The sequence below is a fragment of the Pseudomonas sp. 8 R 14 genome, assembly GCF_900005955.1.
Classification (GTDB): domain Bacteria; phylum Pseudomonadota; class Gammaproteobacteria; order Pseudomonadales; family Pseudomonadaceae; genus Aquipseudomonas; species Aquipseudomonas marginalis.
Window position 1 is genome coordinate 85,746 of the sequence record NZ_CVTH01000082.1, and the last position, 24,307, is coordinate 110,052.

At 63.5% G+C, this 24,307-nt stretch carries 15 protein-coding genes; 5 read left to right on the forward strand and 10 right to left on the reverse strand.

Translation table 11 applies throughout. The features are described from left to right. Positions 1-81 precede the first annotated feature (81 nt). Complete coding sequence (locus BFQ01_RS24045; protein WP_065927175.1) at positions 82-1,590, forward strand: MFS transporter; 1,509 nt, start codon at positions 82-84, stop codon at positions 1,588-1,590. A 492-nt stretch (positions 1,591-2,082) separates the two neighbouring features. Here the strand turns inward: BFQ01_RS24045 and sohB are convergent, their stop codons facing one another. After that, entirely contained in the window at positions 2,083-3,108 is a 1,026-nt protein-coding gene (gene sohB, locus BFQ01_RS24050) for a protease SohB (protein WP_065927176.1), read from the reverse strand. Between the two features lie 195 nt (positions 3,109-3,303). Here sohB and BFQ01_RS24055 point away from each other — a divergent pair, with 195 nt between their 5' ends. Together BFQ01_RS24055 and BFQ01_RS24060 are read left to right on the forward strand one after the other, a co-directional pair. After that, the gene (locus tag BFQ01_RS24055) at positions 3,304-4,014 is read left to right on the forward strand and encodes a histidine phosphatase family protein (RefSeq protein ID WP_065927177.1); all 711 of its coding nucleotides are present in this window, start codon (positions 3,304-3,306) and stop codon (positions 4,012-4,014) included. A 56-nt stretch (positions 4,015-4,070) separates the two neighbouring features. Continuing rightward, on the forward strand, positions 4,071-4,385 hold the full coding sequence (locus BFQ01_RS24060) for an SCP2 sterol-binding domain-containing protein (RefSeq protein ID WP_065927178.1): 315 nt from the start codon (positions 4,071-4,073) through the stop codon (positions 4,383-4,385). Between the two features lie 67 nt (positions 4,386-4,452). Here the strand turns inward: BFQ01_RS24060 and BFQ01_RS24065 are convergent, their stop codons facing one another. Together BFQ01_RS24065 and BFQ01_RS24070 are read right to left on the reverse strand one after the other, a co-directional pair. Then, the gene (locus BFQ01_RS24065; protein WP_065927179.1) at positions 4,453-7,089 is read right to left on the reverse strand and encodes an MGH1-like glycoside hydrolase domain-containing protein; all 2,637 of its coding nucleotides are present in this window, start codon (positions 7,087-7,089) and stop codon (positions 4,453-4,455) included. A gap of 69 nt (positions 7,090-7,158) precedes the next feature. Then, entirely contained in the window at positions 7,159-8,568 is a 1,410-nt protein-coding gene (locus BFQ01_RS24070; RefSeq protein ID WP_065927180.1) for an OprD family outer membrane porin, read from the reverse strand. A 288-nt stretch (positions 8,569-8,856) separates the two neighbouring features. On the opposite strand from BFQ01_RS24070, the gene BFQ01_RS24075 reads away from it, so the two are divergent. After that, positions 8,857-10,233: a 2-oxoadipate dioxygenase/decarboxylase HglS gene (locus tag BFQ01_RS24075; protein WP_065927181.1), complete on the forward strand. Its 1,377-nt coding sequence runs from the start codon at positions 8,857-8,859 to the stop codon at positions 10,231-10,233. Between the two features lie 258 nt (positions 10,234-10,491). On the opposite strand, the gene BFQ01_RS24080 is transcribed toward BFQ01_RS24075, so the two are convergent. Beyond that, on the reverse strand, positions 10,492-10,716 hold the full coding sequence (locus BFQ01_RS24080; RefSeq protein WP_027608652.1) for a DUF465 domain-containing protein: 225 nt from the start codon (positions 10,714-10,716) through the stop codon (positions 10,492-10,494). 175 nt (positions 10,717-10,891) lie between these two features. On the opposite strand from BFQ01_RS24080, the gene tkt reads away from it, so the two are divergent. Then, positions 10,892-12,949, forward strand: coding sequence for a transketolase (tkt, locus tag BFQ01_RS24085; protein ID WP_065927182.1), 2,058 nt, complete (start codon positions 10,892-10,894; stop codon positions 12,947-12,949). A gap of 345 nt (positions 12,950-13,294) precedes the next feature. Here tkt and uvrA read toward each other — a convergent pair whose 3' ends face one another. From uvrA to lexA, 6 genes are all read right to left on the reverse strand, one after another. Then, positions 13,295-15,814: an excinuclease ABC subunit UvrA gene (uvrA, locus tag BFQ01_RS24090; RefSeq protein ID WP_065927183.1), complete on the reverse strand. Its 2,520-nt coding sequence runs from the start codon at positions 15,812-15,814 to the stop codon at positions 13,295-13,297. Further along, positions 15,811-17,523, reverse strand: coding sequence for an ATP-binding protein (locus BFQ01_RS24095; protein WP_065927184.1), 1,713 nt, complete (start codon positions 17,521-17,523; stop codon positions 15,811-15,813). Before BFQ01_RS24095 ends, uvrA begins: the two co-directional genes overlap by 4 nt. Positions 17,524-17,632: 109 nt before the next feature. Continuing rightward, positions 17,633-20,704 (reverse strand): error-prone DNA polymerase, encoded by a 3,072-nt coding sequence (locus BFQ01_RS24100; protein WP_065927185.1) that lies wholly within the window; start codon positions 20,702-20,704, stop codon positions 17,633-17,635. 139 nt (positions 20,705-20,843) lie between these two features. Further along, positions 20,844-22,259 carry a Y-family DNA polymerase gene (locus BFQ01_RS24105; RefSeq protein WP_065927186.1) on the reverse strand — a complete coding sequence of 472 codons (1,416 nt, stop codon included), beginning with the start codon at positions 22,257-22,259 and terminating at the stop codon, positions 20,844-20,846. A gap of 7 nt (positions 22,260-22,266) precedes the next feature. Continuing rightward, on the reverse strand, positions 22,267-22,881 hold the full coding sequence (imuA, locus tag BFQ01_RS24110; protein ID WP_065927187.1) for a translesion DNA synthesis-associated protein ImuA: 615 nt from the start codon (positions 22,879-22,881) through the stop codon (positions 22,267-22,269). Next, positions 22,881-23,498 (reverse strand): transcriptional repressor LexA, encoded by a 618-nt coding sequence (lexA, locus tag BFQ01_RS24115; RefSeq protein ID WP_065927188.1) that lies wholly within the window; start codon positions 23,496-23,498, stop codon positions 22,881-22,883. The genes imuA and lexA overlap by 1 nt, the downstream gene beginning before the upstream one ends. Positions 23,499-24,307: the final 809 nt, after the last annotated feature.

Genomic DNA, 24,307 nt, shown 5'->3' on the forward strand with positions numbered 1-24,307 from the left:
GCTCGAAGCACCTCACCACTGGAGCGCCCTTGCGATGCCCATCACCTGCATTTCCCCTATTGCCTGTAAGGTAATCCAATCATGAGCCGGGTCAACCCGCGCCTGACGTTGCTGACCGCGTCCGGCGTCTGCTCGCTGATCGTGCTCGACACCAATATCGTCGCCGTGACCCTGCCGAGCATCGCTCGCGACCTGGGGGCGAACTTTGCCGATATCGAGTGGGTGGTCAGCGCCTACATGCTGGCGTTTGCCGCCTTGCTGCTACCGGCCGGGAGCATTGCCGATCGGTTCGGGCGCAAGAAATCCCTGGTCTGGGGCCTGAGTATTTTTATCCTCGCCTCCGTTGGCTGCGGGGCGGCGCCGAGTGCGTTGTGGCTGGATATCGCCCGCGCGGTCAAGGGCGTCGGTGCAGCGTTATTGCTCACGTCAGCCCTGGCCTCCATTGGCCACACCTTCCACGATGAAGTCGAGCGGGCCAAGGCCTGGGCGTTCTGGGGCGCCTGCATGGGCGTGGCGATGACGGCCGCGCCGACCCTGGGCGGCTTGATCACCGAGTACCTGGGCTGGCGCTGGATTTTCTACCTCAACCTGCCCATGGGCCTGGCGCTGATGAGCCTGGTGCTGCACGCCATTGCGGAATCCCGCGATAGCCAATCCGTCCGCCTCGACCCGTGGGGCAGCCTGGCCTTCAGCGCGAGCCTGTTGTGCCTGATTTGGGGCCTGATCGAGGCCAACCGTATCGGCTGGGATAACCCGCTGACCTCTGCACGCCTGATCGGCGGTGCGGTGTTGCTGGGTGTATTTGTAGGGGTCGAACGTGTGCAGCGGCGGCCCATGGTGGACCTGCAACTGTTTCGCCACCCGCGTTTTATCGGCGCCTTGCTCGGGATGTTTGCCTACGCCGGCTGTGCCCAAGTGATGATGACGCTGCTGCCGTTCTATCTGCAGAACGGCCTGGGCTTCTCCGCGATTGCCTCGGGCCTGGGCATGCTGCCGTTCGCCCTGACCATGCTGGTCTGTCCCCGGATCGGCGCGCGGCTGGCGGGGCGCTTCGCACCGGCAACGATGATGGCAACCGGGTTGACCCTGGTGGGCTGCGGCAACCTGCTAAGTGCCTGGGCGGTGAATATCGGCGGCTACCTGCCCTTCGCCCTGGCGATTGCCGTCACCGGTGCCGGTGCCGGTTTGCTCAATGGTGATACGCAAAAAAACATCATGGCCTGCGTGTCACGGGACCGTGCGGGGATGGCGTCGGGCATGAGCACCACCATGCGGTTCAGCGCGATCATGTTGGCGATTGGCGTGTATGGCGCACTGCTGAGCAGCCACAGCGAGCACGTGTTGCGCGCACGTATCGACACGCAATGGCAGGCGCAGGTGGCGGGGATTGCTTCACGGGTGGTGGCCGGGGATATGCCGGCGGCAATGGGCTTGTTGCCCGAGCCGGCACGGGCGATGGTGCAACCGCTGGCGCAGCAGGCGTTTGTGGGTGGATTCAGTTACGTATTGTGGGTGGCGGGTGTGCTGGGATTGCTCGGAGCGCTGGTGGTGGGGAGGCTGATGCGCAAGCCGATACCCACACCGAACTGAATGTGGGAGGGACGGTGCGACGATTCGACTTGCCCCCGATGAGCATAGGTATCTACAAAACTTTGTAGCAGCCAACGCTAACCACGATGCGAAGCGAGCCGCTCTTGATCTTGATCTCAGGCGCCCCGTTAAACCACGCTGGCCGGAATTCGATAGTGATTTGGGGGGTAAACCGGCAGGGATGCCGGTTTAGCCGCCCCGCGCCATGGATGGCGCGTGGCGGCGGCCCCCCAAATCACTGTCGGATTACGGGCACACCGAGCCTAGGCGAGGTGCCGAGTGGTGGGGCGAAGCGTTTTGCTTACTTTTGCGCTTTTCAAAAGTGAGCCGCCGTAAGGGCGGAACCAATAGCCGCCGTTACCGAAGCAACGGATATGTACTCGGTCTGATCCAACATCCTGGTCGGCCTGGTCGGCTGTCAGGCCGCCATCGGGGGCAAGTCGAATCGTCGCACCGTCCCTCCCACAGGTATTACCTATACCTCAAAGGGCCTTACCAGAAGCGTTGCTGGGTCAGGCGACTCCACCAGGTCAGCAGCACCCGGTCTACCGAGCCGCTGGCCGCCAGGCCCACCCGTTCCTGCAGGCTTTTACGCTCGGCATAGTGCAGGTGGAACACTTCGGCGGTCTTGGCCTTGGTGGCCAGGTATTCGTCGCTGGTTTGCAGTTCGTCGACCAGTTGCTTATCCAGCGCGGCAACACCCAGCCACACCTCTCCGGTCGCTACGTCATCAATCGCCAGCTGTGGGCGATAACGCGAGACGAAGTTCTTGAACAGCTGATGGGTGATGTCCAGGTCTTCCTGGAACTTCTCGCGGCCTTTCTCGGTGTTTTCGCCAAACACCGTGAGGGTGCGCTTGTACTCGCCGGCGGTCAGTACTTCAAAGTCGATGTCGTGCTTTTTCAGCAGGCGGTTGACGTTGGGTAACTGCGCCACCACGCCAATGGAGCCGAGGATGGCAAACGGTGCGCTGATGATCTTCTCGCCGATGCACGCCATCATGTAGCCGCCGCTGGCCGCGACCTTGTCGATGCACACGGTCAACGGCACGCCCGCCTGGCGGATACGCGCCAGTTGCGACGACGCCAGGCCGTAGCTGTGGACCATGCCGCCGCCGCTTTCCAGGCGCAGCACCACTTCGTCCTTGGGCGTGGCCAGGCTCAGCAGCGCGGTGATTTCATGGCGCAGGCTCTCGGTGGCCGAGGCCTTGATGTCACCGTCGAAATCCAGCACGAACACCCGTGGCTTGACCTCGGGTTTCTTCTTGCCGTTCTTCTTTTCGGCTTTGCTTTCGGACTTGCGCAGGGCCTTGAGCTGCTCCTTGTCGAGCAGGCTCGACTCCAGGCGCTCACGCAGGCCCTTATAGAAGTCATTGAGCTTGCTGACTTGCAGTTGGCCGGCGGCTTTGCGACGCCCTTTACTGCGCAGTGCCGCGAAGCTGATCAAGACCACCAGAATAGCGACCACCAGGGTGACAGTCTTCGCCAGAAAGCTCGCGTATTCAGCCAAAAAATCCATGTGTCTCCTTAACAATGCACGGCGCCAGGCGCGGATTGCCCAAGCATACCGACGGGATCGCCGGGCGGCCAGTGCTCAAACCGCCAGCAGGAACGCGCTCCAACGAGCTTTTAAAACAAGCGTATGTTTTTTCATTGACAGCACCCTGGCATCCTCATAACCTCGCCAGACTTTCAACGTACCGGGAAAACGGACGTGGGCAGCATCTATTTGATTCGACATGGCCAGGCCTCCTTCGGTGCAGACGACTATGACGTGCTATCGCCCGTCGGCGTGGAACAAGCGCAAGTGCTCGGCCGCCACCTGGCGGATATGGGCCTGGTGTTCGACCGCTGCATCGCCGGCGACCTGCGCCGCCAGCAGCACACCGCTACTGCCGCCTTCGATCAATACTGCACCCTCGGCCTGCCGGTGCCTGCATTGGAAACCGACAGCGCCTTCAACGAATTCGACGCCGACGCAATCATCCGCGCCCTGCTCCCCGACCTGCTCGGCAGCGAACCCGACGCCCTGGACATCCTGCGCAACGCCGCGCAAAACCGCAGCGAGTTCCAACGCATCTTCGCCCTGATCATCGAGCGCTGGCTGGCCGGCACCTATGACCCCCCGGGGCTGGAAAGCTGGCTGGGGTTCGTCGAGCGCGTCCAGGGTGGCCTGCAACGCATTCTGGAAGCGGCGAACAACACGCAGAAGATCGCCGTGTTCACCTCCGGCGGCACCATCACCGCCCTGCTCCACCTGATTACCCGGATGCCTGCCGCCCAGGCCTTCGAACTGAACTGGCAAATTGTTAACACCTCGCTCAACCAGCTGAAATTCCGCGGTCGCGAGGTGGCACTGGCTTCCTTCAACAGTCACACCCACTTGCAACTGTTGAAGGCGCCGCAACTCATCACCTTCCGATGAAGTGCGGCCAACCGTGACCCCAAGGTCACTGGACTCACCATAAAAGGATCGAAACCATGACTGACGTAGCTAAAGCCGTAGAAGCAATGAAAGCCAAATTCAACCCAAGCGCTGCCGAAGGTTTGGACCTGGTGTTCGGTTTCCGTATCGACGACACCAAGAACTTTTCCCTGGTCGTCAAAGACAAGACCTGCGAACTGCTGGAAGGCGAAAACCCGGACGCCCAAGTGACCCTGGTCATGGACAGCGAGACCCTGGAGGGCATCGTCGACGGTTCCACCGACGGCATGCAGGCCTTCATGGGCGGCAAGCTGCGCACCGAAGGCGACATGATGCTGGCCATGAAGCTGAGCGAACTGTTCCCTTCCTGATTCACGGGCAACCCTGAATCTCTGTGGGAGGGTGCAAGCCCCTCCCACAGTTGGTCTACGGTGGTATTCAGATCCTGGGCTGTAGCAGCAACGCCACCAACGCACTCCATCCGGTCTGGTGCGAAGCCCCCAACCCCCGCCCCGTCTCGCCATGGAAATACTCATGGAACAACACCAGGTCACGACTGGCCGGGTCCGCCTCCAACTGCGCATACCCCGCCATCGACGGTCGTGAACCGTTTTCATCCCGCAGAAACAGGCGGGTCATCCGCTGGCTGAGGCTGTCGGCCACGTCCTCCAGGGATGCCAGATACCCGCTGCCCGTGGGGTATTCCACCGAGAAGTTGTCCGCGTAGTAGCGGTGAAATTCGCGCAGCGATTCGATCAGCATGTAGTTCACCGGCATCCACAAGGGCCCGCGCCAGTTGGAATTGCCGCCGTACAGGCGCGAGTCGGATTCACCCGGCTGGTAACGGGCGCACAGGGTGTCGCCATTCATCTTCAGCGCCAGTGGCTGCTCGGCGAACGCCTTGGACAGGGAGCGCACGCCAAAGGCCGAGAGGAATTCGTCGTCATCGAGCATGCGCCGCAGCAAATCCTTGGTGCGCTCGCCACGCAACAGCGCCAGCAACAGGCGATTGCCCTGCCCCGGTTCGTTCCAGCGCGACACCAGTTTGGCCAGGTCCGGCCGGTGATGCATGAAACCCAACAGCCGTTCACGCAACCCTTCCAGCCCCTCGTGTTCGCGTTGCTCCAGCACCAGCACGGCAAACAACGGCATCAGGCCGACGATGGAGCGCAGCCGCACCGGCTCGTTCTGGCCATCGGGACGGTGCAGTACGTCGTAGAAGAACAGGTCCTGCTCGTCCCACAGGCCTTCGGCGCTGTCGTCGACGCGGTTGATGGCGCCGGCGATATACAGGAAATGCTCGAAAAACTTCACCGCGATATCGACATACACCGCATTGCGCTTGGCCAACTCCAGGCCGATACGCATCAAGTCCAGCGCATACGCCGCCACCCAGGCTGTGCCGTCGGCCTGATCGAGCTGATAACCCGGCGGCAACGCGGCCGAGCGGTCGAACAAGGCGATATTGTCCAGCCCCAGGAAGCCGCCCTGGAACAGGTTGCGACCCTCAGCGTCCTTGCGGTTGACCCACCAGGAAAAATTCAGCAGCAGCTTGTGGAAAATCCGCTCGAGGAAATCCAGGTCGCCCACACCGGTCAGCGCCTTGTCCTGCTGGTACACGCGCCAGCTGGCCCAGGCATGCACCGGTGGGTTGGCGTCGTCGAAACGCCATTCATAGGCCGGCAGTTGGCCGTTGGGGTGCATGAAGCGGTCCTTCACCAGCAACAACAGCTGTTGCTTGGCATACCCCGGATCGATCAGGGCAAACGCCACCGCCTGGAAACCCTGGTCCCAAGAGGCGTACCACGGGTATTCCCAGGTGTCGGGCATGGAGAGGATGTCGAAGTTGGACAGATGCCGCCAATGGGTATTGCGGATATGCAGGCGCTCGGGCGGTGGCGCGGGCTGGGCCGGGTCGCCGTCGAGCCACTGGTTCACATCGAAATAGTAGAGCTGCTTGGACCACAGCAAGCCGGCCAGGGCCTGGCGCTGCACATTGCGCGCATCGTCATCGGCGATGCCTTGCTGCAAGGCGGCGTAGAAGTCATCGGCCTCCTGGCGCCGCTGTTCAAACAGTTTGCGCGCGTTGACCTCGGGCGCGTCCACGGGCGCAAAGCGCAGGTAAAGGCTTTGGCTTTGCAGGCCCGCCAGTTCAAGGATAAAGCGCGCGGCCACCTTGGTACCGGTGTCGCGGCGAATCGCAGCGTCCAGCCCTTCGACCACGTAGTCGTTGATCCCGTCCTTGAAAGGCCCCGGCGCCGGTTGCCCGTCGAGCAGCGGGAAGTTGCTTTCGTTCTCACAGAACAGCCATTCCAGGCCCTCCTGGCCCCAGGCGCTGAGATGTCGATCGGGCAGTTCATGATGACGGGCCAGCACGTATTCGCCGTCCAGCCTCAACTGCGGCTTGGGTGCATCAAAGGTCCAGCTCCAGTCATTGCGCGCCCACACCTGCGGCAGCACCTGCAGGCGCGTCGGCTGTTGCGAGCGGTTGTGCACGGTGACGCGCATGAAGATATCGTCGGGCTGATGCTTGGCGTATTCGACGCTGACGTCGCAGTAGCGGTTGTCTTCGAACACACCGGTATCGAGGATCTCGTACTCGGCATCGCCCAGCCCACGGCGGGCGTTTTCGGCGATCAGGTCGGCGTAGGGAAAGGCGGCATGGGGGTATTTGTAGAGCATGCGCATATAGGCATGACTGGGCACACCGTCGACGAAAAAGTACAGTTCCTTGACATCTTCACCGTGATTACCCTCGGCATTATTCAGGCCGAACAGGCGTTCCTTGAGGATCGCGTCGCGCTCGTTCCACAGGGCCAGGCCCAGGCACCAGCGTTGCGCCTTGTCGCTGAAGCCGGCCAGGCCATCCTCGCCCCAGCGGTAGGCGCGGCTGCGTGCATGTTCATGGGGGAAGTAAGCCCAGGCATCGCCGTCGGCGCTGTAGTCTTCGCGCACCGTGCCCCATTGGCGTTCGCTCAGATAGGGGCCCCACTCGCGCCAACGCTCGGCCTCCGGCGTCGCCAGGCGTTGGCCTTCGATCGTGTCCAGTATTCGGGTGTCGGGTGTGGCCGTCATCGGGTCCTCCATCGCCTACCAGGTGAGGAGCAGTGTAGAGCCCAATGACGCCCGGGTGCACATGAAGACTTAGAAGATGGCGTAGGTGTAGTTGAAGATCAGGCGGGTCTGGTCCTGGTCGGCGGTGCCGGTGTTTTTGCCGTGATAGGTGCCGGTACGCAAGGTGGTACCAAAGCCTTTCAGAGGACCGGCCTGCACCACGTAGTCCAGGCGGAAGTCGGTTTCGTTTTCTTTCTGGTCAGGGCCACCGGCGACCTTCGACTTGATATCCGTACCGTCCAGGTAGGCCACGGACGCTTTCAGGCCCGGCACGTAGGCCTTGAAGTCATACGCGTACTGCCCGAAGTTGACCTGCTCGCCCGCCCGGGAGAACTGGCCCACCACCGCATCGGTGAACAGGTAGAAGTCGCTGCCGCCGGCGCCTTGGGCGTGGGGATCGGCAAGGCTGCCCTGGTTGACCCAGACAAAACCACCATCGTCACCCACGCCAATGTGGCCAAGCATCAGGCTGCTGCCGCCCAGTTGGTAGGTGAACGCGGCACTGTAGGTTTTGTTGTCCACTTCGTTGGCGTGCTTGGCGTAGCCGCCGTTGTTGTTGAACTGGTAGCCACTCTCGCCATTCTTGCCGTCGCTGCTGCTGTCGAAGTAACGCAGGTCGGTCTTGAACGACTGGTCGTTGCCCAGGGGCAGCACGTGGACCAGGCCGACGTAGTTCTGTTTGTAGAAGTCCTGCAACTGGGCGTAGTAGTACTGCAACGTCAGGTTTTTTGCGATGGCGTTGTCGGACGAACCAAACGGCTTGTAGTCCACCCCCCCGAACTTGAAGCTGTCGCTGTCGCGCGTACCGCCGGCCACGCTCAAGCCCGTGGAGTTGCTGGAGGCACGGCCTTCGGCGCGGTTCAGCTCGCCGCCGGTGAAGGTGACGTTGGGAATATCGTTGGAGGTGAGGATGCCGCCGTCAAAGGTTTGCGGCGCCACGCGGCTGTCGTTGGAGACCAGGATCGGCAACACCGGCGCCAGGCCACCACCGACATGCAACTCGGTCTGGGAAATGCGGAACTTCACGTTGCCGGCCGCGCGACCGAAGGCATCGGCCGGCTCGGTGCCGTTGTTTTTGGTCGGGAAGAAGCTGTTGCCATTACCCGCCAGGCCCGGGCCTGCGGTGTGACCATCGCCGCCGTCCAGACGCAGGGCGCCGAAGGCCATCACGTCGAAACCCAGGCCAACGGTGCCTTGGGTGAAGCCGGATTTGTAGTCGAAACGCAGCGCGGTGGCCGCTTCACGCAAGTCGTTGTTGGTGCCCGAGCGGTTATCTGCGCTGTAGTACATGGTCCGCGAACTGACGGACGCATGGCTGTCTTCGAGAAAGCCGCTGTGGCCATTGCCTGTGCCCAGCGAGCCGAGCCCGAAGTCATCAGCGTAAGCCTGTTGTGCAAGAACGGCGGCGGTGATCGACAGCGCCAGTGTAGAAATTTTCATTAACTGCGGCCCCTGAATGTTTTTTTATCGTGTTTGGCGTGCAAACCCACTGTCGGCTCTGCAAACGTGACGATTCTTTCATGCCGGCCAGGGCGGACCTCGTGAAGCTTTCTTTAGAAAAGGGCCTGGAAAATGAAATTTCCCTGCCGCCGTTTTTTGTCATATTCACGTCATTTCATTCATTTGCAGAATGAAGTCCAGAGGATTCTTCGTTTGCACGCCCGCCCACAGCCCAACAAAATCCAGGTATCGGCCGCGCCCATCAGCATCGTCATCAGGAATTTTTCTATGCACAGCACCGCACATGTCAGCCCCGACGAGATCCGCAAGGGCTTTTCCAAGGCCATGTCCGACATGTACCGAGATGAAGTTCCGCTGTATGGCGCACTGATGGAGCTGGTCGCCGCCACCAACGCCCGCGTATTCGCCAGCGAACCGGGCCTGGCGCAACAGCTGCAACGCACCGGTGAGATCCAGCGCCTGGACATGGAGCGCCATGGCGCCATCCGCCTCGGCACCGCGGCGGAACTGGCGACCATCGGCCGCCTGTTCGCGGTGATGGGCATGCAGCCGGTGGGTTACTACGACCTGACCCCTGCCGGCGTCCCGGTGCATTCCACGGCGTTCCGCGCCGTGCACGAAAGCGCGCTGCAGACCAGCCCGTTTCGCGTGTTTACCTCATTGCTGCGCCTGGAGCTGATCGAAAACCCCGAGCTGCGCGGGTTTGCCGAAGCCGCCCTGGCCAAGCGCTCGATATTCACTCCCCGCGCCCTGGCGCTGATCGAACAAGCGGAGAAGGATGGTGGCCTCAACGCTGCGGATGCCGATGAGTTTGTGCGCCAGGCCCTGGAAACCTTCCGCTGGCACCACACCGCGACCGTGACCGCCGCGCAGTACCAGCAACTCAGCGACCAGCACCGCCTGATCGCCGACGTGGTGGCCTTCAAGGGCCCGCACATCAACCACCTGACCCCGCGCACCCTGGACATCGACCAGGTCCAGGCCGCCATGCCCGGCAAGGGCATCACCCCCAAGGCCGTGATCGAAGGGCCGCCCCGCCGCCAGTGCCCGATCCTGTTGCGCCAGACCAGCTTCAAGGCCCTCGACGAACCCATCGCCTTCACCGATGCCCAGGGCAGCCATAGCGCGCGTTTCGGCGAAATCGAACAGCGTGGCGTGGCGCTGACGCCCAAGGGCCGCGCGCTGTACGACCAACTGCTGAATGCCGCGCGCGACGAACTGGGCGCCTTCCCCAACGAGGGCAATGCCGCGCGCTACATGCAGTTGATGGAGCAGCACTTCCAGGCCTTCCCGGATAACCACGGGCAGATGCGTGAGCAGGATCTGGCCTACTTCCGCTACTTCGCCACGGAGAAAGGCCTGGCGGCACGCGGCCAGGCCGATCAACCGCGCACACTGGAGGCACTGGTCGCCGCCGGCCATGTGGCTGTCGAACCCTTGGTGTATGAGGATTTCCTGCCAGTGAGTGCGGCGGGGATTTTCCAGTCGAACCTGGGGGATGGGGCGCAGAGTCACTACGCGGCCAATTCGAACCAGGCCGAATTCGAGAAGGCCCTGGGGCGCACGACTGTCGATGAATTGAAGGTGTATGGCGAGACGCAGCAGCGCTCCATAGATGAATGCACCCGGACACTGCTGGTGTAAAAACGGAGAGGGCCCACCCGGCTCACCGGCGCAATCCTTGCGCCGCAACAGTCCCCTGAGCCGGGTGGGCGAGCGGGATCATAGACAGTGGCGTGAATGATGTCCCTAAGACAATCCTGAATAAATACGCTGTGCTTTTTGTAGGAGCGAGCTTGCTCGCGAAAAACTTGAGAACGCCGCGTTAAATCAGAAGAGCTGCGTAATCGTTGACGTTCTTCGCGAGCAAGCTCGCTCCTACCGGTGGGTCAAGATTTTCATTTAACCCAATCGCCCCACAATCTCGTCCTTGACCAACAGGCGTTTCTTCTTCAGCTTCTCCACCTCCTCATCGCTGGCCTTGGCCGATTCCGCCTTCAGCACCTCCCCATCGGCCGCATCGTATTGAGTGAACAGCGAGTCCAGGCGTTTGTCGTTCGCCCTGCGTTCGTGAACGGCTTCCTTGCTCAACCCCAAATCCTGATACAGGTCGTGTTTCACTGGCATGGCGTACCTCCGCATGTTGATCAATGGCTTACCCCCTTGAAGCTAGCCCATTCCAGCCGGTCTTGTCATGTTCAGGGTCAATCCATCCCCGTTCGTCGTGGCGCGGGCAATGGGATCAAACCTTTGCCACACCCAGCCCTCCACTGTAGATCGCCACCCGAGGGAGAACGGTTTCATGACTCATGCTGCCACCGCTGTCGACACCCAATGCATTAACACCCTGCGCACCCTGGCCATGGACGCCGTGCAGAAGGCCAACTCCGGCCACCCCGGCACGCCCATGGGCCTGGCGCCGGTGGGGTATACGCTGTGGAGCCGCTGCCTGCGCTACCACCCCGAGCATCCCGACTGGCCCAACCGTGACCGCTTTGTGTTGTCGGTGGGGCATGCGTCGATGCTGCTGTATTCGCTGCTGCACCTGGCCGGTGTGGTCGAGATCGATGCCCACGGCAAACGTTCGGGGCAACCGGCGATCAGCCTGGACGATATCAAGCAGTTCCGCCAGATGAGTTCCAAGACCCCCGGCCACCCCGAGTACCGCATGACCACCGGCGTGGAAACCACCACCGGGCCGCTGGGCCAGGGCTGCGCCAACAGTGTCGGCATGGCCATGGCCGAGCGTTGGCTGGGCAAGCGTTTCAACCGCGACGGCCAGGTGCTGTTCGACTACAACGTCTACACCCTGTGCGGCGACGGCGACATGATGGAGGGCATCAGCAGCGAAGCCGCGTCCATGGCCGGGCACCTGAAGCTGGATAACCTGTGCTGGATCTACGACAACAACACCATCAGCATCGAAGGCCACACCGAGCTGGCCTTCAGCGAGGACGTGATCAAGCGCTTCCAGGCCTATGGCTGGCACACCGTGCACGTGACCGACGCGAATGACTTGCAGGCCTTGAGCGAGGCGCTGAACACCTTCAAGGGCAACACCGGCGCGCCGACCCTGATCGTGGTCGACAGCGTGATCGGCTACGGTTCGCCACACAAACACAACACCGCCGCCGCCCATGGCGAGCCGTTGGGCGATGAGGAAATCCGCCTGACCAAGGCCGCGTATGGCTGGCCGCAGGATTCCAGCTTCCTGGTCCCCGATGAGGCCCGCACGGTGTTGCGTGACGCCCTGCTGGAGCGCAGCCAGCCGTTATATGACGCCTGGCAGCACAGCCTGTCGCAGCTGCAGCAGCACGAGCCGGAACTGGCCGAGGAGTTGCGCCGCATGCGTGCCGGCGAAATGCCGGAGCGTTGGCAGGATGACCTGCCCGGTTTCGACCCCGACGGCAAGGGCGTGGCCAGCCGTGCCGCCGGTGGCGAAGTACTGAATGCCTTTGCCCGGCAGATCCCGTGGCTGCTCGGCGGCTCGGCGGACCTGTCGCCCTCGACCAAGACCAACCTCACCTTCGACGGTGCCGGGCGTTTCAGTGCCGACGACTACAGCGGGCGCAACCTGCACTTCGGCATCCGCGAACACGCCATGGGCGCGATTGCCAACGGCATGGCGCTGTCCTACCTGCGGCCGTACACCTCGACGTTCCTGGTGTTCAGCGACTACATGAAGCCGCCGATACGCCTGGCCGCGATCATGGAGTTGCCGGTGGTGTTCGTGTTTACCCATGACTCGATTGGCGTGGGCGAAGATGGGCCGACCCACCAGCCCATCGAACACCTGACCCAACTGCGCGCCACGCCGGGGTTGCTGACCCTGCGCCCGGGCGACGCGAATGAAACCCTGGAAGTGTGGAAGGTCGCGCTGGCGCAGACCCACCGGCCAAGTTGCGTGATACTGTCCCGCCAGCCCCTGCCGACGCTGGATCGTACCCAGTACGCGGCGGCATCGGGGGCGGCCAAGGGCGCCTATGTGCTGGCGAAGGCGGATGATCCTCAGGTGATTCTGCTGGCGAGCGGCAGTGAAGTCAGCCTGGCGGTGGCCGCGTATGAGCAATTGAAAAGCGCAGGGATTGCCGCGCAGGTGGTATCAATGCCCAGCTGGGAACTGTTCGAAGACCAGGACCAGGCCTACCGCGACAGCGTGTTGCCGCCGGCAGTGAAGGCCCGGGTAGTGGTGGAACAGGCCGGGCCACTAGGCTGGGACCGCTATGTCGGCCAGACCGGCGCCAAGGTAGTGATGAACAGCTTCGGCGCATCGGCGCCGCTGGCGAAGTTGCAGGAGCAGTTCGGGTTTACGGTTGAGAATGTGGTGAAGCAGGCCAGGGCACAGATCCAACTGACCTAACGCTGAGCAAAATGTGGGAGGGGGCTTGCCCCCGATGGCCATAGGTATCTACACAACTCTTAAAGGCTGACACATAACTCTGTGGTGAGCGGGCTTGTCCCGCGTTGGGCTGCGCAGCAGCCCCAGTAAAGCAGAATGCGGTGTATCAGAAACTCCATAGCGGCTGTTTTGGGGCCGCTACGCGGCCCAACGCGGGACAAGCCCGCTCGCCACAGGGGAACTCGCCGGTCTCTGAAAATTGTGTAGATACCTATGCCCCGATGGCGGTGGCTCAGTCAAATTATTAGCGACTGACACTCCCTCATCGGGAGCAAGCCCCCTCCCACATTTGGACTACATCGCTTGTCAGAGCAGCTCTCGGGCCAGGAATGGCGCGGTGCGGCTGGTTTTGTTTTTGGCCACCTTCTGCGGTGTCCCACTGGCAACCACCTTGCCGCCCAGGTCCCCGGCCCCCGGTCCGATGTCGATCACCCAGTCACTCTGGGCCACCACACGCATTTCATGTTCCACCACGACCACCGTATGCCCCCCATCCACCAGTTGATTGAGCTGACTGAGCAGGCGGTCGACATCCCGCGGATGCAGCCCGGTGGTGGGTTCGTCCAACACATACAACGTCGCGCCACGGGCATTGCGTTGCAGCTCGGTGGCCAGTTTGATGCGTTGCGCTTCGCCGCCGGACAGTTCCGTCGCCGGCTGCCCAAGGCGCAGGTAACCCAGGCCGATATCCCGCAGCACGTGCAGTGAACGCAGTACCCCAGGTTGCTCGGCGAACACCTCCACCGCTTGTTCCACTGTCAGCCCCAGCACCTGGGCGATGCTCAGGCCTTGCCATTTGACGGCCAGGGTTTCAGGGTTGTAGCGCGCGCCGTGGCAGGTCGGGCACGGGGCGTAGACGCTGGGCATGAACAGCAATTCGACGCTGACAAAGCCCTCGCCTTCGCAGTTCGGGCAACGGCCCTTGGCGACGTTGAAGGAGAACTGCCCGGCGTCGTAATCGCGCTTCTTCGCCGCTGGCGTGGCGGCAAACAACTTGCGCACGTTGTCGAACAAACCGGTGTAGGTCGCCAGGTTGGAGCGCGGGGTGCGGCCGATGGGTTTCTGGTCCACCTGCACCAGGCGGCGAATGTGCTCCAGACCGGCACTGATGCGCCCGCCGCTGATTTGCGGGGCGTCGTCTTCCAGGCTCGGCTCTTCGTCGTTTTCCACCCGGCTGCCGAGGCCGCTGCCCACCAGTTCCAGCAGCGCCTGGCTGACCAGGCTGGACTTGCCCGAGCCGGAAATACCGGTGACCGCCGTAAAGCAACCCAACGGGACATCCACGCTCAGGTCCTTGAGGTTATTGCGCGTCACGCCTTCCAGGCTCAGCCAGTTGCTGGGTTCACGGCGCGCCGGGTTCCCAGGGCGCTTGTCGGCGAACAGATAGGCCCGGGTCTGCGACGCCTCAACGTCCGCCAGACCGGCCGGTGGCCCGCTGTACAGCACGTGCCCGCCATGCTCGCCGGCGGCCGGGCCCACATCGATCAGCCAGTCGGCGCGGCGCATGGTTTCCAGGTCATGCTCCACCACAAACAACGAATTGCCCGCCGCTTTCAAGCGTTCGAGCGCGGTGAACAACGCTTCGCCATCTGCCGGATGCAAGCCTGCCGAGGGCTCATCCAGCACATAGATCACGCCGAACAACTGCGAGCCCAATTGCGTGGCCAAGCGCAGGCGCTGCAACTCCCCTGACGACAGGGTCGGCGTGCTGCGCTCCAGGGACAGATAGCCCAACCCCAATTCGATCAAGGTACTGACCCGCTCCAGCAGATCCTCGGCGATGCGCTGGGCCGCCAGGCGTTTTTCCACCGACAGCTTCATCTTGTCCTGCCCCGCCGCCACCGGCCGCAACAACGCGGCCAATTGCGTCAATGACAGTTGCGACAACTCGCCAATGTCCACCCCGGCAAACTTCACCGACAGCGCCGCCCGGGTCAGCCGCTTGCCCTCGCACAACGGGCAGGCGCTGCCCTGCATGAACTGCGACACGCGCTTCTTCATCAGCGCGCTTTGGGTGTGGGTGAAGGTGTGCAGGATGTAGCGCCGCGCGCCGCTGAACGTGCCCTGGTAGCTTGGCTCCAGCTTGCGTTTCAGTGCATCGCGGGTTTGCGCCGGGGTGAAACCGGCATACACCGGTACGGTGGGGGTTTCTTCGGTGAACAGGATCCAGTCGCGCTGTTTTTTCGGCAGGTCGCGCCAGGGAACATCCACGTCATAGCCCAGGGTCACGAGAATGTCGCGCAGGTTCTGGCCCTGCCACGCCAGGGGCCAGGACGCCACCGCGCGCTGGCGGATGGTCAGGGACGGATCGGGCACCATCAGCGCCTCGGTCACTTCATACACACGGCCCAGGCCATGGCATTGCGGGCACGCGCCCTGGGGCAGGTTCGGCGAAAAGTCCTCGGCATACAGCATCGCCTGTCCCGGCGGGTAGCTGCCGGCACGCGAATACAGCATGCGGATCAGGCTCGAGAGGGTGGTCACACTGCCCACTGAGGAACGCGCACTCGGCGTGCCGCGCTGCTGCTGCAACGCCACGGCGGGCGGCAGACCTTCGATGCTGTCGACATCCGGCACGCCGACCTGATCGATCAGGCGCCGTGCATAGGGCGCCACCGATTCGAAATAGCGGCGCTGGGCCTCGGCATACACTGTGGAAAATGCCAGGGACGATTTGCCCGAGCCGGAGACGCCGGTAAACACCACCAGGGCATCCCGGGGAATGTCCACGTCGACGTTCTTCAGGTTGTGTTCGCGGGCGCCGCGCACCTTTACGAATCCAAGGTGCTGGGCAGTGATCGGAGGCATGTTGCGCTGTGACGTCATGAACAACCTTGTCTGGCGGTGAGCACGCTGCGCAGCCGTTGCGTCAGGGCCTCGGGGCTGTAGGGTTTGCTCAGCAAATGAATGTCAGCGCTGAGCAGGTGATTGCTGGAGAGGATGTCGCGGGTGTGCCCCGAGGTGAACAGCACCGCCACCGGCGGCGATTGGACGCGGGCCCACTCGGCCAGGTCAGTGCTTTTGATACGGCCGGGCATCACCACATCGGTGAAGATCAGGTCGGGCCGCACGCCGTCCTGCAAGGCTTGCATCGCGCGGTCGCCGTCTTCAGCGGTCAACACCGTGTAGCCTGCCTGTTCGAGCAGGTCCACCACGGTCACCCGCACATCCTCGTTGTCCTCCACCACCAGGATGGTCTCCTGGCCCATGTCGTGGGGCACGGGTTCTGGGTGAGTCTCCTGGACTTCTTCGCCCAGGCTGCGCGGAAAGTACATTTGCACCACGGTGCCCTTGCCCTCCTCGCTCCACACGTCCACATGCCCACCGCTCTGGCGGACAAAACCAAACACCATGCTCAAGCCAAGGCCGGTGCCGTAGCCATCGCGTTTGGTGGTGAAAAACGGCTCGAACACCCGCGACAGGATCGCTGCCGGCATGCCCACGCCAATGTCGGTGACGGCCAGGCGCACATACTCGCCTGGCTTGATGCTTTTGCCGCGGCAATCCTTGGGGTTGAGGATGATGTTTTCGCCGGTGATGCGAATCACGCCTTCGCCTTTCATGGCGTCGCGGGCGTTGATCGCCAGGTTGAGCAGCGCATTTTCCAACTGGTTGCGATCGACGTTGATGCACCAGGAATCCTGGGGCAACTGCACATCGATATGAATGGTTTCACCCAACGCACGTTGCAGCAGTTCGCCCAGCCCGGCGTAGATGCGCTGCGGGTTGTACACGGCCGGTGACAACGGTTGGCGCCGGGCAAAGGCCAGCAGTTGCGAGGACAGTTTGGCGCCCCGCTCCACCGCTGCAATGGCCGCCGTGACCCGCCGCTGCACCTGGGCATTCTCCGGTTCATGGCGGGCCAGCAGGTGCAGGTTGCCGGCGATCACTTGCAACAGGTTATTGAAGTCGTGGGCCACGCCACCGGTCAGGCCACCAATGGCTTCGAGCTTTTGCGACTGGCGCAGTTGGTCTTCGGCGGCGGAACGCGCCTGGACTTCGGCGGCCACCCGTTGCTCCAGGTTATGGGTCAGTTCCTGGCGCACGCGTTCGGAATGCACGTGGGCGGTGGTCTCCACCACAATCGCCAGCACGCCGGCCGGTTGCTGGTTATCCCCGGCGACGGGGCTGTAATAAAGATCCAGCCACACCGTTTCCGGCTGGCCGTTGCGCAGCAGCACCAGGTCTTTGTTGTTGAACGACAAGGTGCCGCCGGCCAGGCAGGTGTCCACCACATGGCGATTGAAGTCGGCGACTTCCGGCCAGCCCAGCTCCACCGGCGTGCCGAGCAAATAAGGATGGCGGCCACCGGCAAACACCGAATAGCTGTCGTTGTAGATCATGTACCCCGCCGGCCCCCAGAGCATCACCATGGGCACGGGGGATGCCAGCATCATCTGCACGGTACAGGCGAGGCTGGTGGACCAGCGGTCAAGGGGTCCCAGGTCGGTGGTTGACCAGTCAAATGCGCGAATGCGCTGGGCCATTTCGCCGGCCCAACCTTCACAGCCGTGGGGGTCGGATAAGAATTGCATCGTTCGGCTCTGCGCAGAGAAAGGACGGTCGCAAAATTTGGAACGTATCAAGGGGCGATGGTTTCATTTTGTATAAATTAGGGGGTAATCACCGCCGGCGCTACCCGCCTCAGTGAAAATCCCGGCTGCGCACCGTGATGCCGTCCAGCAGTGGCGTCAGGTCGGTCAGGCGCCCGGCGATCAGGTGTCGCACCTCGCCCACCGCCTCCCAACGCCCGTCCACCTTGAGCAATCGCGACCCCACCAGGGCCTGGCGCTGACGTTCGGCCAGGTCGCGCCAGACCACCACGTTGAGGTTGCCGAATTCATCTTCGAGGGTGACAAAGGTCACGCCACTGGCCGTGCCGGGGCGCTGGCGACCGGTGACCAGCCCGGCGACGCTGACAGTGCGCCCGTGCTCCACCGCCTGCAGTTCATTCGAGCTGCGGCAACGCCGTTTACGCAGCTCGGCGCGCAGCAGCGCCAATGGGTGCGGGCCAAGGGTGGTGCCAAGCATGGCGTAGTCGGCGTGCAGATCCTCGCCCACCGTCGGTTTCGGCAGTTCCACCCGCGCCTCATCGGGGCTGGACAGGCCGGCGAACAAGCCAAGCTGCTTATGCACCCCTGCCACGGCCCAGCGCGCCGTATGCCGGTTGCCGGCCAGGGCACGCAAGGCCCCGGCATCCGCCAGCAACGCCTGGGTGCGCGCATCCAGCCCGGCGCGGGCGTCCAGATCGGCAATATCCCTGAACGCCCGGCGCTGACGTGCGGCTTCGATGCGCCGCCCATCCTCTTCGCGAAACCCCGAGATCATGCGCAACCCCATGCGAATCGCCGGTTGCTGGCCATCGATGGGTTCCAGGCTGCAATCCCAGTCGCTGGCCTGCACATCCACCGGGCGGATCTGCAAGCGATGGCGCCGCGCATCCTGCAGGATCTGGTCCGGGCTGTAGAACCCCATGGGCCAGCTGTTGATCAACGCACAGGCGAAGGCCGCCGGCTCATGGCATTTGAGCCAGCAACTGGCGTAGGTCAGCAAGGCGAAACTGGCGGCGTGGGACTCGGGGAAACCATAGCTGCCGAAGCCCTTGATCTGTTCGAAGATCTGCGCGGCAAAAGCCTCGGTGTAGCCATTTTTCAACATGCCGGTGCGCAGGCGTGCTTGATGCGGTTCCAGGCCACCGTGGCGTTTCCAGGCGGCCATGGAACGGCGCAACTGGTCGGCCTCGCCGGGGCTGTAGTCGGCGGCGACCATGGCGATCTGCATCACCTGTTCCTGGAACAGCGGGATGCCCAGGGTGCGCTTGAGCACCGCCTCAAGCTCCGGCGACGGATAGGTGGTGGGCTCCTCTTCGTTACGTCGGCGCAGGTAGGGATGCACCATGCCGCCCTGGATCGGCCCGGGGCGCACGATAGCGACCTCGATGACCAGGTCGTAGAATGTTTGCGGCCGCAATCTGGGCAACATCGACATCTGCGCCCGCGACTCGATCTGGAACACGCCGATGGTGTCGGCCTTGCTGATCATCGCGTAGGTGGCCTGGTCTTCCTGGGGGATCGTCGCTAGCGACAGGTCACGGCCACGATGGCGGCGCAGCAGATCGAAACAGCGGCGGATCGCGCTGAGCATGCCCAGGGCGAGAATATCCACCTTGAGCAGGCCGACCGCATCGAGGTCATCCTTGTCCCACTGGATGATGGTGCGCTCGGCCATGGCGGCGTTTTCCACCGGCACCAGGGTATCCAGTGGGTATTCGGAAATCACGAAGCCCCCGGGGTGCTGGGACAGGTGCCGGGGAAAACCGATCAGTTGCTGGGTGAGCGTCAGCACACGGCGCAGGATCGGGCTGTCCGGGTCGAAGCCGCTTTCGCGCAGGCGTTCCAGGGGCGGCGCATCGTCACTCCAGCGCCCGCAGCATTCGGCCAGCGCGTTGATCTGGTCCGGCGGCAAGCCCAGGGCCTTGGCCACATCGCGCACCGCACCGGAGGCGTGGTAACTGCTGACCACCGCCGTCAGCGCCGCGCGGGTACGGCCATAGCGCTGGAACACGTACTGCAGCACTTCTTCGCGACGTTCGTGCTCGAAGTCGACGTCGATGTCCGGCGGCTCGTTGCGCTCCTCTGACAGGAAGCGCTCGAACAACGTACTCGTCAGGCTCGGGTCGATCTCGGTGATGCCCAGGGCAAAACACACCGCCGAGTTGGCTGCCGAGCCCCGGCCCTGGCACAGGATCGACCGGCTGCGGGCGAAGCGCACGATGTCGTGCACCGTGAGGAAGTAGCTTTCGTAACCCAGTTTGCTGATCAATGTCAGCTCGTGATGGATCTGCTGCAAGGTCTTGGCGTCGACCCCGTGCGGCCAGCGCCGGGCGACGCCTTCGTCGGTGACGGCGCGCAACCAGGATTCGGCATCGTGGCCCTCGGGCACCAGCTCGCGCGGGTAGTGATAGCGCAACTGGCCAAGATCGAAGCGGCAGCGCTGGGCGATGGCCAGGGTTTCGTCGAGCAGCGCCTGCGGGTACAGCGTGGCCAGGGCGTCGAGGCTGCGCAGATGCCGCTCGCCGTTGGGGTGCAGGCGCGTGCCGGCGTCGGCCACCGGCACGTGATGGCGGATCGCGGTCATGGTGTCTTGCAGGGCGCGGCGGCCACGGGCATGCATATGCACATCGCCGCAGGCCACCGCCGGAATCTGCAGGCTGGCGGCCAGGTGCAGGCGTTGCTCCAGATGCCGCGCATCGTCCTGGCCGCAGTGCAGGTGCACCGCCAGCCACAGGCGTTCGGCGAAGGTACGGCGCAGCCAGTGGATGGAGACCTGGGTGTCGCTGTCTTCGGCGACCCACAGCGCCAGCAGGCCGGGCAACGGCTGCTCGAAGTCTTCCAGCAGCAGGCGGTAGCGACCTTTTTCAGCCCGGCGTCGGGCCACGGTGATCAAGCGGCACAGGTGCTGGTAGCCGCTGAGGTCCTGCACCAGCAGCACCAGTTTCGGGCCGTTTTCGATGCGCACTTCGCTGCCGATAATCAGCGGCAAGCCCACCGCCTTCGCCGCCTGCCAGGCCCGCACGATGCCCGACAAGGTACATTCATCGGTGATCGCCAGGGCGCTGTAGCCCTGGCGCTTGGCCCGCTCGAACAACTCCAGGGCGCTGGAGGCGCCGCGTTGGAAGCTGAAGTTGGACAGGCAGTGCAGCTCGGCATAACTCATGGCCACCGCCGCCTGTAGGAGCGAGCTTGCTCGCGAAGCGCGTTAACGATGACGCGGGAGCCCTGGGTCATCGCGGTGCCCTTAGGTTTTTCGCGAGCAAGCTCGCTCCTACAGAGGGCCGGTTGCAGCCTATGGGGGCTCATGCGAACCAGCCCTGCAGCCACAGCCCATCGCTTTGCCCCACGCAGCGATAGGCCCAGCCTTGCTGGCCGGCTCGGGTCTGGATCAGGTAGTAGTCGCGGCGAATATCGGCACCGTCCCACCAGCCGGATTCGATGCGCTCCGGGCCCATGAGGATCTGCACGCCCTGCTCGGCCAGCAAGGTCGGTTCGTCAAGCAACCAGCCGGGACGCCGCACCTTGTTCAAGGTGGCGCACGGGCTTTTATCCGCCGCCATTTGCCAGGCGCATTCGGGGCGATGGTCGGCATGGAAGCGCAGGCCTTGCACCGCCTCATCCCCCAGGCGCGCACGCAGGCGTTCGCGCAGTTGTTCCCACGGCAGGGTCTGTTGCGGGCGATCGTCGAACAGGTCCTGGCGTTGCGGCACGAACACCGGCAGGTCCTGGGCCACCAGGCGAAAACCACGCACCGGCGAGGTGACTTGCACGTGCTCCAGGCGCCCACGGGCCAGTTCGAACAGCATCGCCGGCTCACGCTCGGCGCTCAGCAGGCCGACCTTGATCACACTGTCCGGTGCATCGGCATGTTCCAGGTGCAGGTCGAAACGCTGCACGCCACTGTCACGGCCGCAGAGGAACGCCGAGAGGTCGCCGGTCAAACGGCGCAGGGGGAATAACAAGGCCTGGTGGGATTGCACATCGAAATTCAACTCGATGCGCACATCGAACTGGTCCGGCGGCTGATAGAACGCCAGGGCCAACGGCCGTTGCCCAGTCAAGGCATCGAGGTGCTTGAGCAGGCCGGCATCAAAGCGCCGCGCCAGGGTGTGCCGGGGCAACGCCTGCACCTGGGCCAGGGTACGCAGGCCCATGCGCGACAACGCGGTGGCCGCCTGCGGGTCGAGGCCGGCGCGGTCGATGGGCAATGGCGCCAGGGCCTGGAGCAACCCCTCCTCATCGGCCACGGCCAGGCCATCGTAGAGATTGGCCAGCACCCGCGCCGCCGCCGGGTTGGGCGCGGCGACGATACGGTGACGAAAGCCCAGCTCGGTCAACTCCTGGCGCAGGCGTGCCTCGAACCGAGGCCAGGGCCCGAACAGGCCCAGGCTCGATTCGATCTCGAACAGCAAGGCACGCGGGTAATACACACTGACCTGGGAGCTGAAGCGGTAGGCCCAGGCGGCGAGAAACTGCTGCCAGCGCTCGATCTCCACGGGGTCGTATTCGGCACTGGCAAAGGTCTTGGCCAGGGCATGGGCGGCCGTCAGCGATTGCCCCGGGCGCAGGCCCAGTGCGCGGGCGGCGTCATTGACGGTTTGCAGCACGCGCCGCTGCGGTGTGCCGGCCAGCAGCGCCAGGGGTTGGTCGGGCTCGGGGTGCAGGCGCTGCACCCCGTCCAGCGCCAATTGCGGGAAGACAATACACACCCAGCGCATGGCAACCTCAGTGCCCCGCCAGTGCAATCGGCGCCGGATGAGCCAAGCCACCCCGGCACTTGAGCACCCGCACCTGGGCAGGTTTGGCCTCGACGGCCAGGCGCAGGGCGGCGGGCGAAGGGTTGATCGCTTCACTCAAGGCGCGCCAGGCAAACGCCAGGGTCTGCCCGGTTTCCGCAGCCACCTGCAAGCGACGCAAGGCGCGGTCATCCGCCTTGCGCGGCCAGCACAGCACCGCGCCGCAACTGCCGGAGCGCAGGCATTGTTCCACCGCCCACAGCACATCCCGCGCCTCGGCCTGGACCACCGACAGCTGGCGCAAATCCACCCCGGCGTTCTGCCATGCGTGGGGGTACGGGGTATAGGGCGGCGCCACCAGCACAATGCGCTCCCCCGCCGCCGATAATCGCGCCAGGGTCGGCAGCACCAGTTGCAGTTCGCCGATACCGTCCCTGGCCATCAGGATTTCGCTCAAGGCCGACTCCGGCCAGCCGCCCGTGGGCAGCACCGCATCCAGCGCCGCCAGCCCCGTAGGCTGCACGCTGGCCGGAGGCGCGACAGGCCGGCCTTTCCAGACGCGGCCGCCATTGAACAGCGTATCCAGTGCAACCACGGCGCCCATCAGCCTTGCCTCACCAGGCCGCAGAACACCCCTTCGATGGCCAGGTCCTGGTCGGGGCCGACCACAATGGGTTGATACGCAGGATTGCGCGGCAGCAGGCGAACACGCTCGCCACTGCGCTCGAAACGCTTGATGGTGACTTCACCGTCCAGGCGCGCCACCACAATCTGCCCGTTCACCGCTTCGGCACTGCGGCGCACACCCACCAGATCGCCGTCGAGGATGCCGTCCTCGATCATCGAGTCGCCTTGCACCCGCAACAGGTAATCCGGGGTTTTCGCAAAAGTGGCGGAGTCGAGTTGCAGGCGGCTGTGCACGTCGGCATCCGCGCCGATGGGCCGGCCGGCTGCCACTCGGCCGAGTACAGGGACATCCAGCCACTCCGGGCGCGGGGGCTGGTTGAGCAAACGAATGCCGCGCGCCTGGTTGGGGTTGACCTCGATGAAACCGGCTTCGGCCAGGGCCACGACGTGCTTGCGCGCGACGCTGCGGGAGGCAAAGCCGAACGCCTCGGCGATCTCGGCAAGGCTGGGGGGTTGGCCTTGCTGCGCGATACGGTCGCGGATAAAGGTCAGGATGGCGGTGCGGCGGGGGGTCAGGGTCGTCATGGAGTACATTTGTACTCCTCTGGGAAATTTCTTACAAGAGCCGGTAGTCGGGGTTGAGTTGACTGAGTACATATCCGTTATTCAGGTAACGGCATACCTGATGTATGCAGATCAAATGTGGGAGGGACGGTGCGACGATTCGACTTGCCCCCGATTGCAGTGGGTCAGTACCAAATCCATCAACTGACACGCCCTCATCGGGGGCATGGGTATCTACACAATTTTCAGTGGTCTGTGGCGAGGGAGCTTGCTTCCGTGGCGGCCTTCGGGCCGACCATGTCGTTGGGTTTGACCGAGTACATATCCGTTGCTGCGGTCACGGCTGATATTGGTTCCGCCCTTACGGCGGCTCACTTTTGGAAAGGCCCAAAAGTAAGCAAAAGGCCTTCGCCCCACCACTCGGTACCTCGCCTAGGCTCGGTATGCCCGAACGCAGGCTTGAATCCGTGGGCCGCCGTCATGGGCCATCCCTGGCCCAGGACGGCTAACCCGGCGTCCTGCCGGGTTACCCACGGATTCAAGCCTGCGTTCGGCCAGCGTGGTTGACGGGGCGCCTAGGATCAAGATCAAAAGCCAGAGCAAAAGCAGAGCAAAAGCAGGCTGAGGTCTACCTGCTGGATGGAGATCCAAATGTGGGAGGGGGCTTGCCCCCGATGAGGGAGTGTCAGTTGATGGATTTGGTACTGACCCACTGCAATCGGGGGCAAGTCGAATCGTCGCACCGCCCCTCCCACATTTTTAACCCAGTACACCAGACCCAACTCCGGTCGGCTCTAAGGCCGCCGCGCTTTGGCTTTTGATCTCAAATCGCCCCGTCA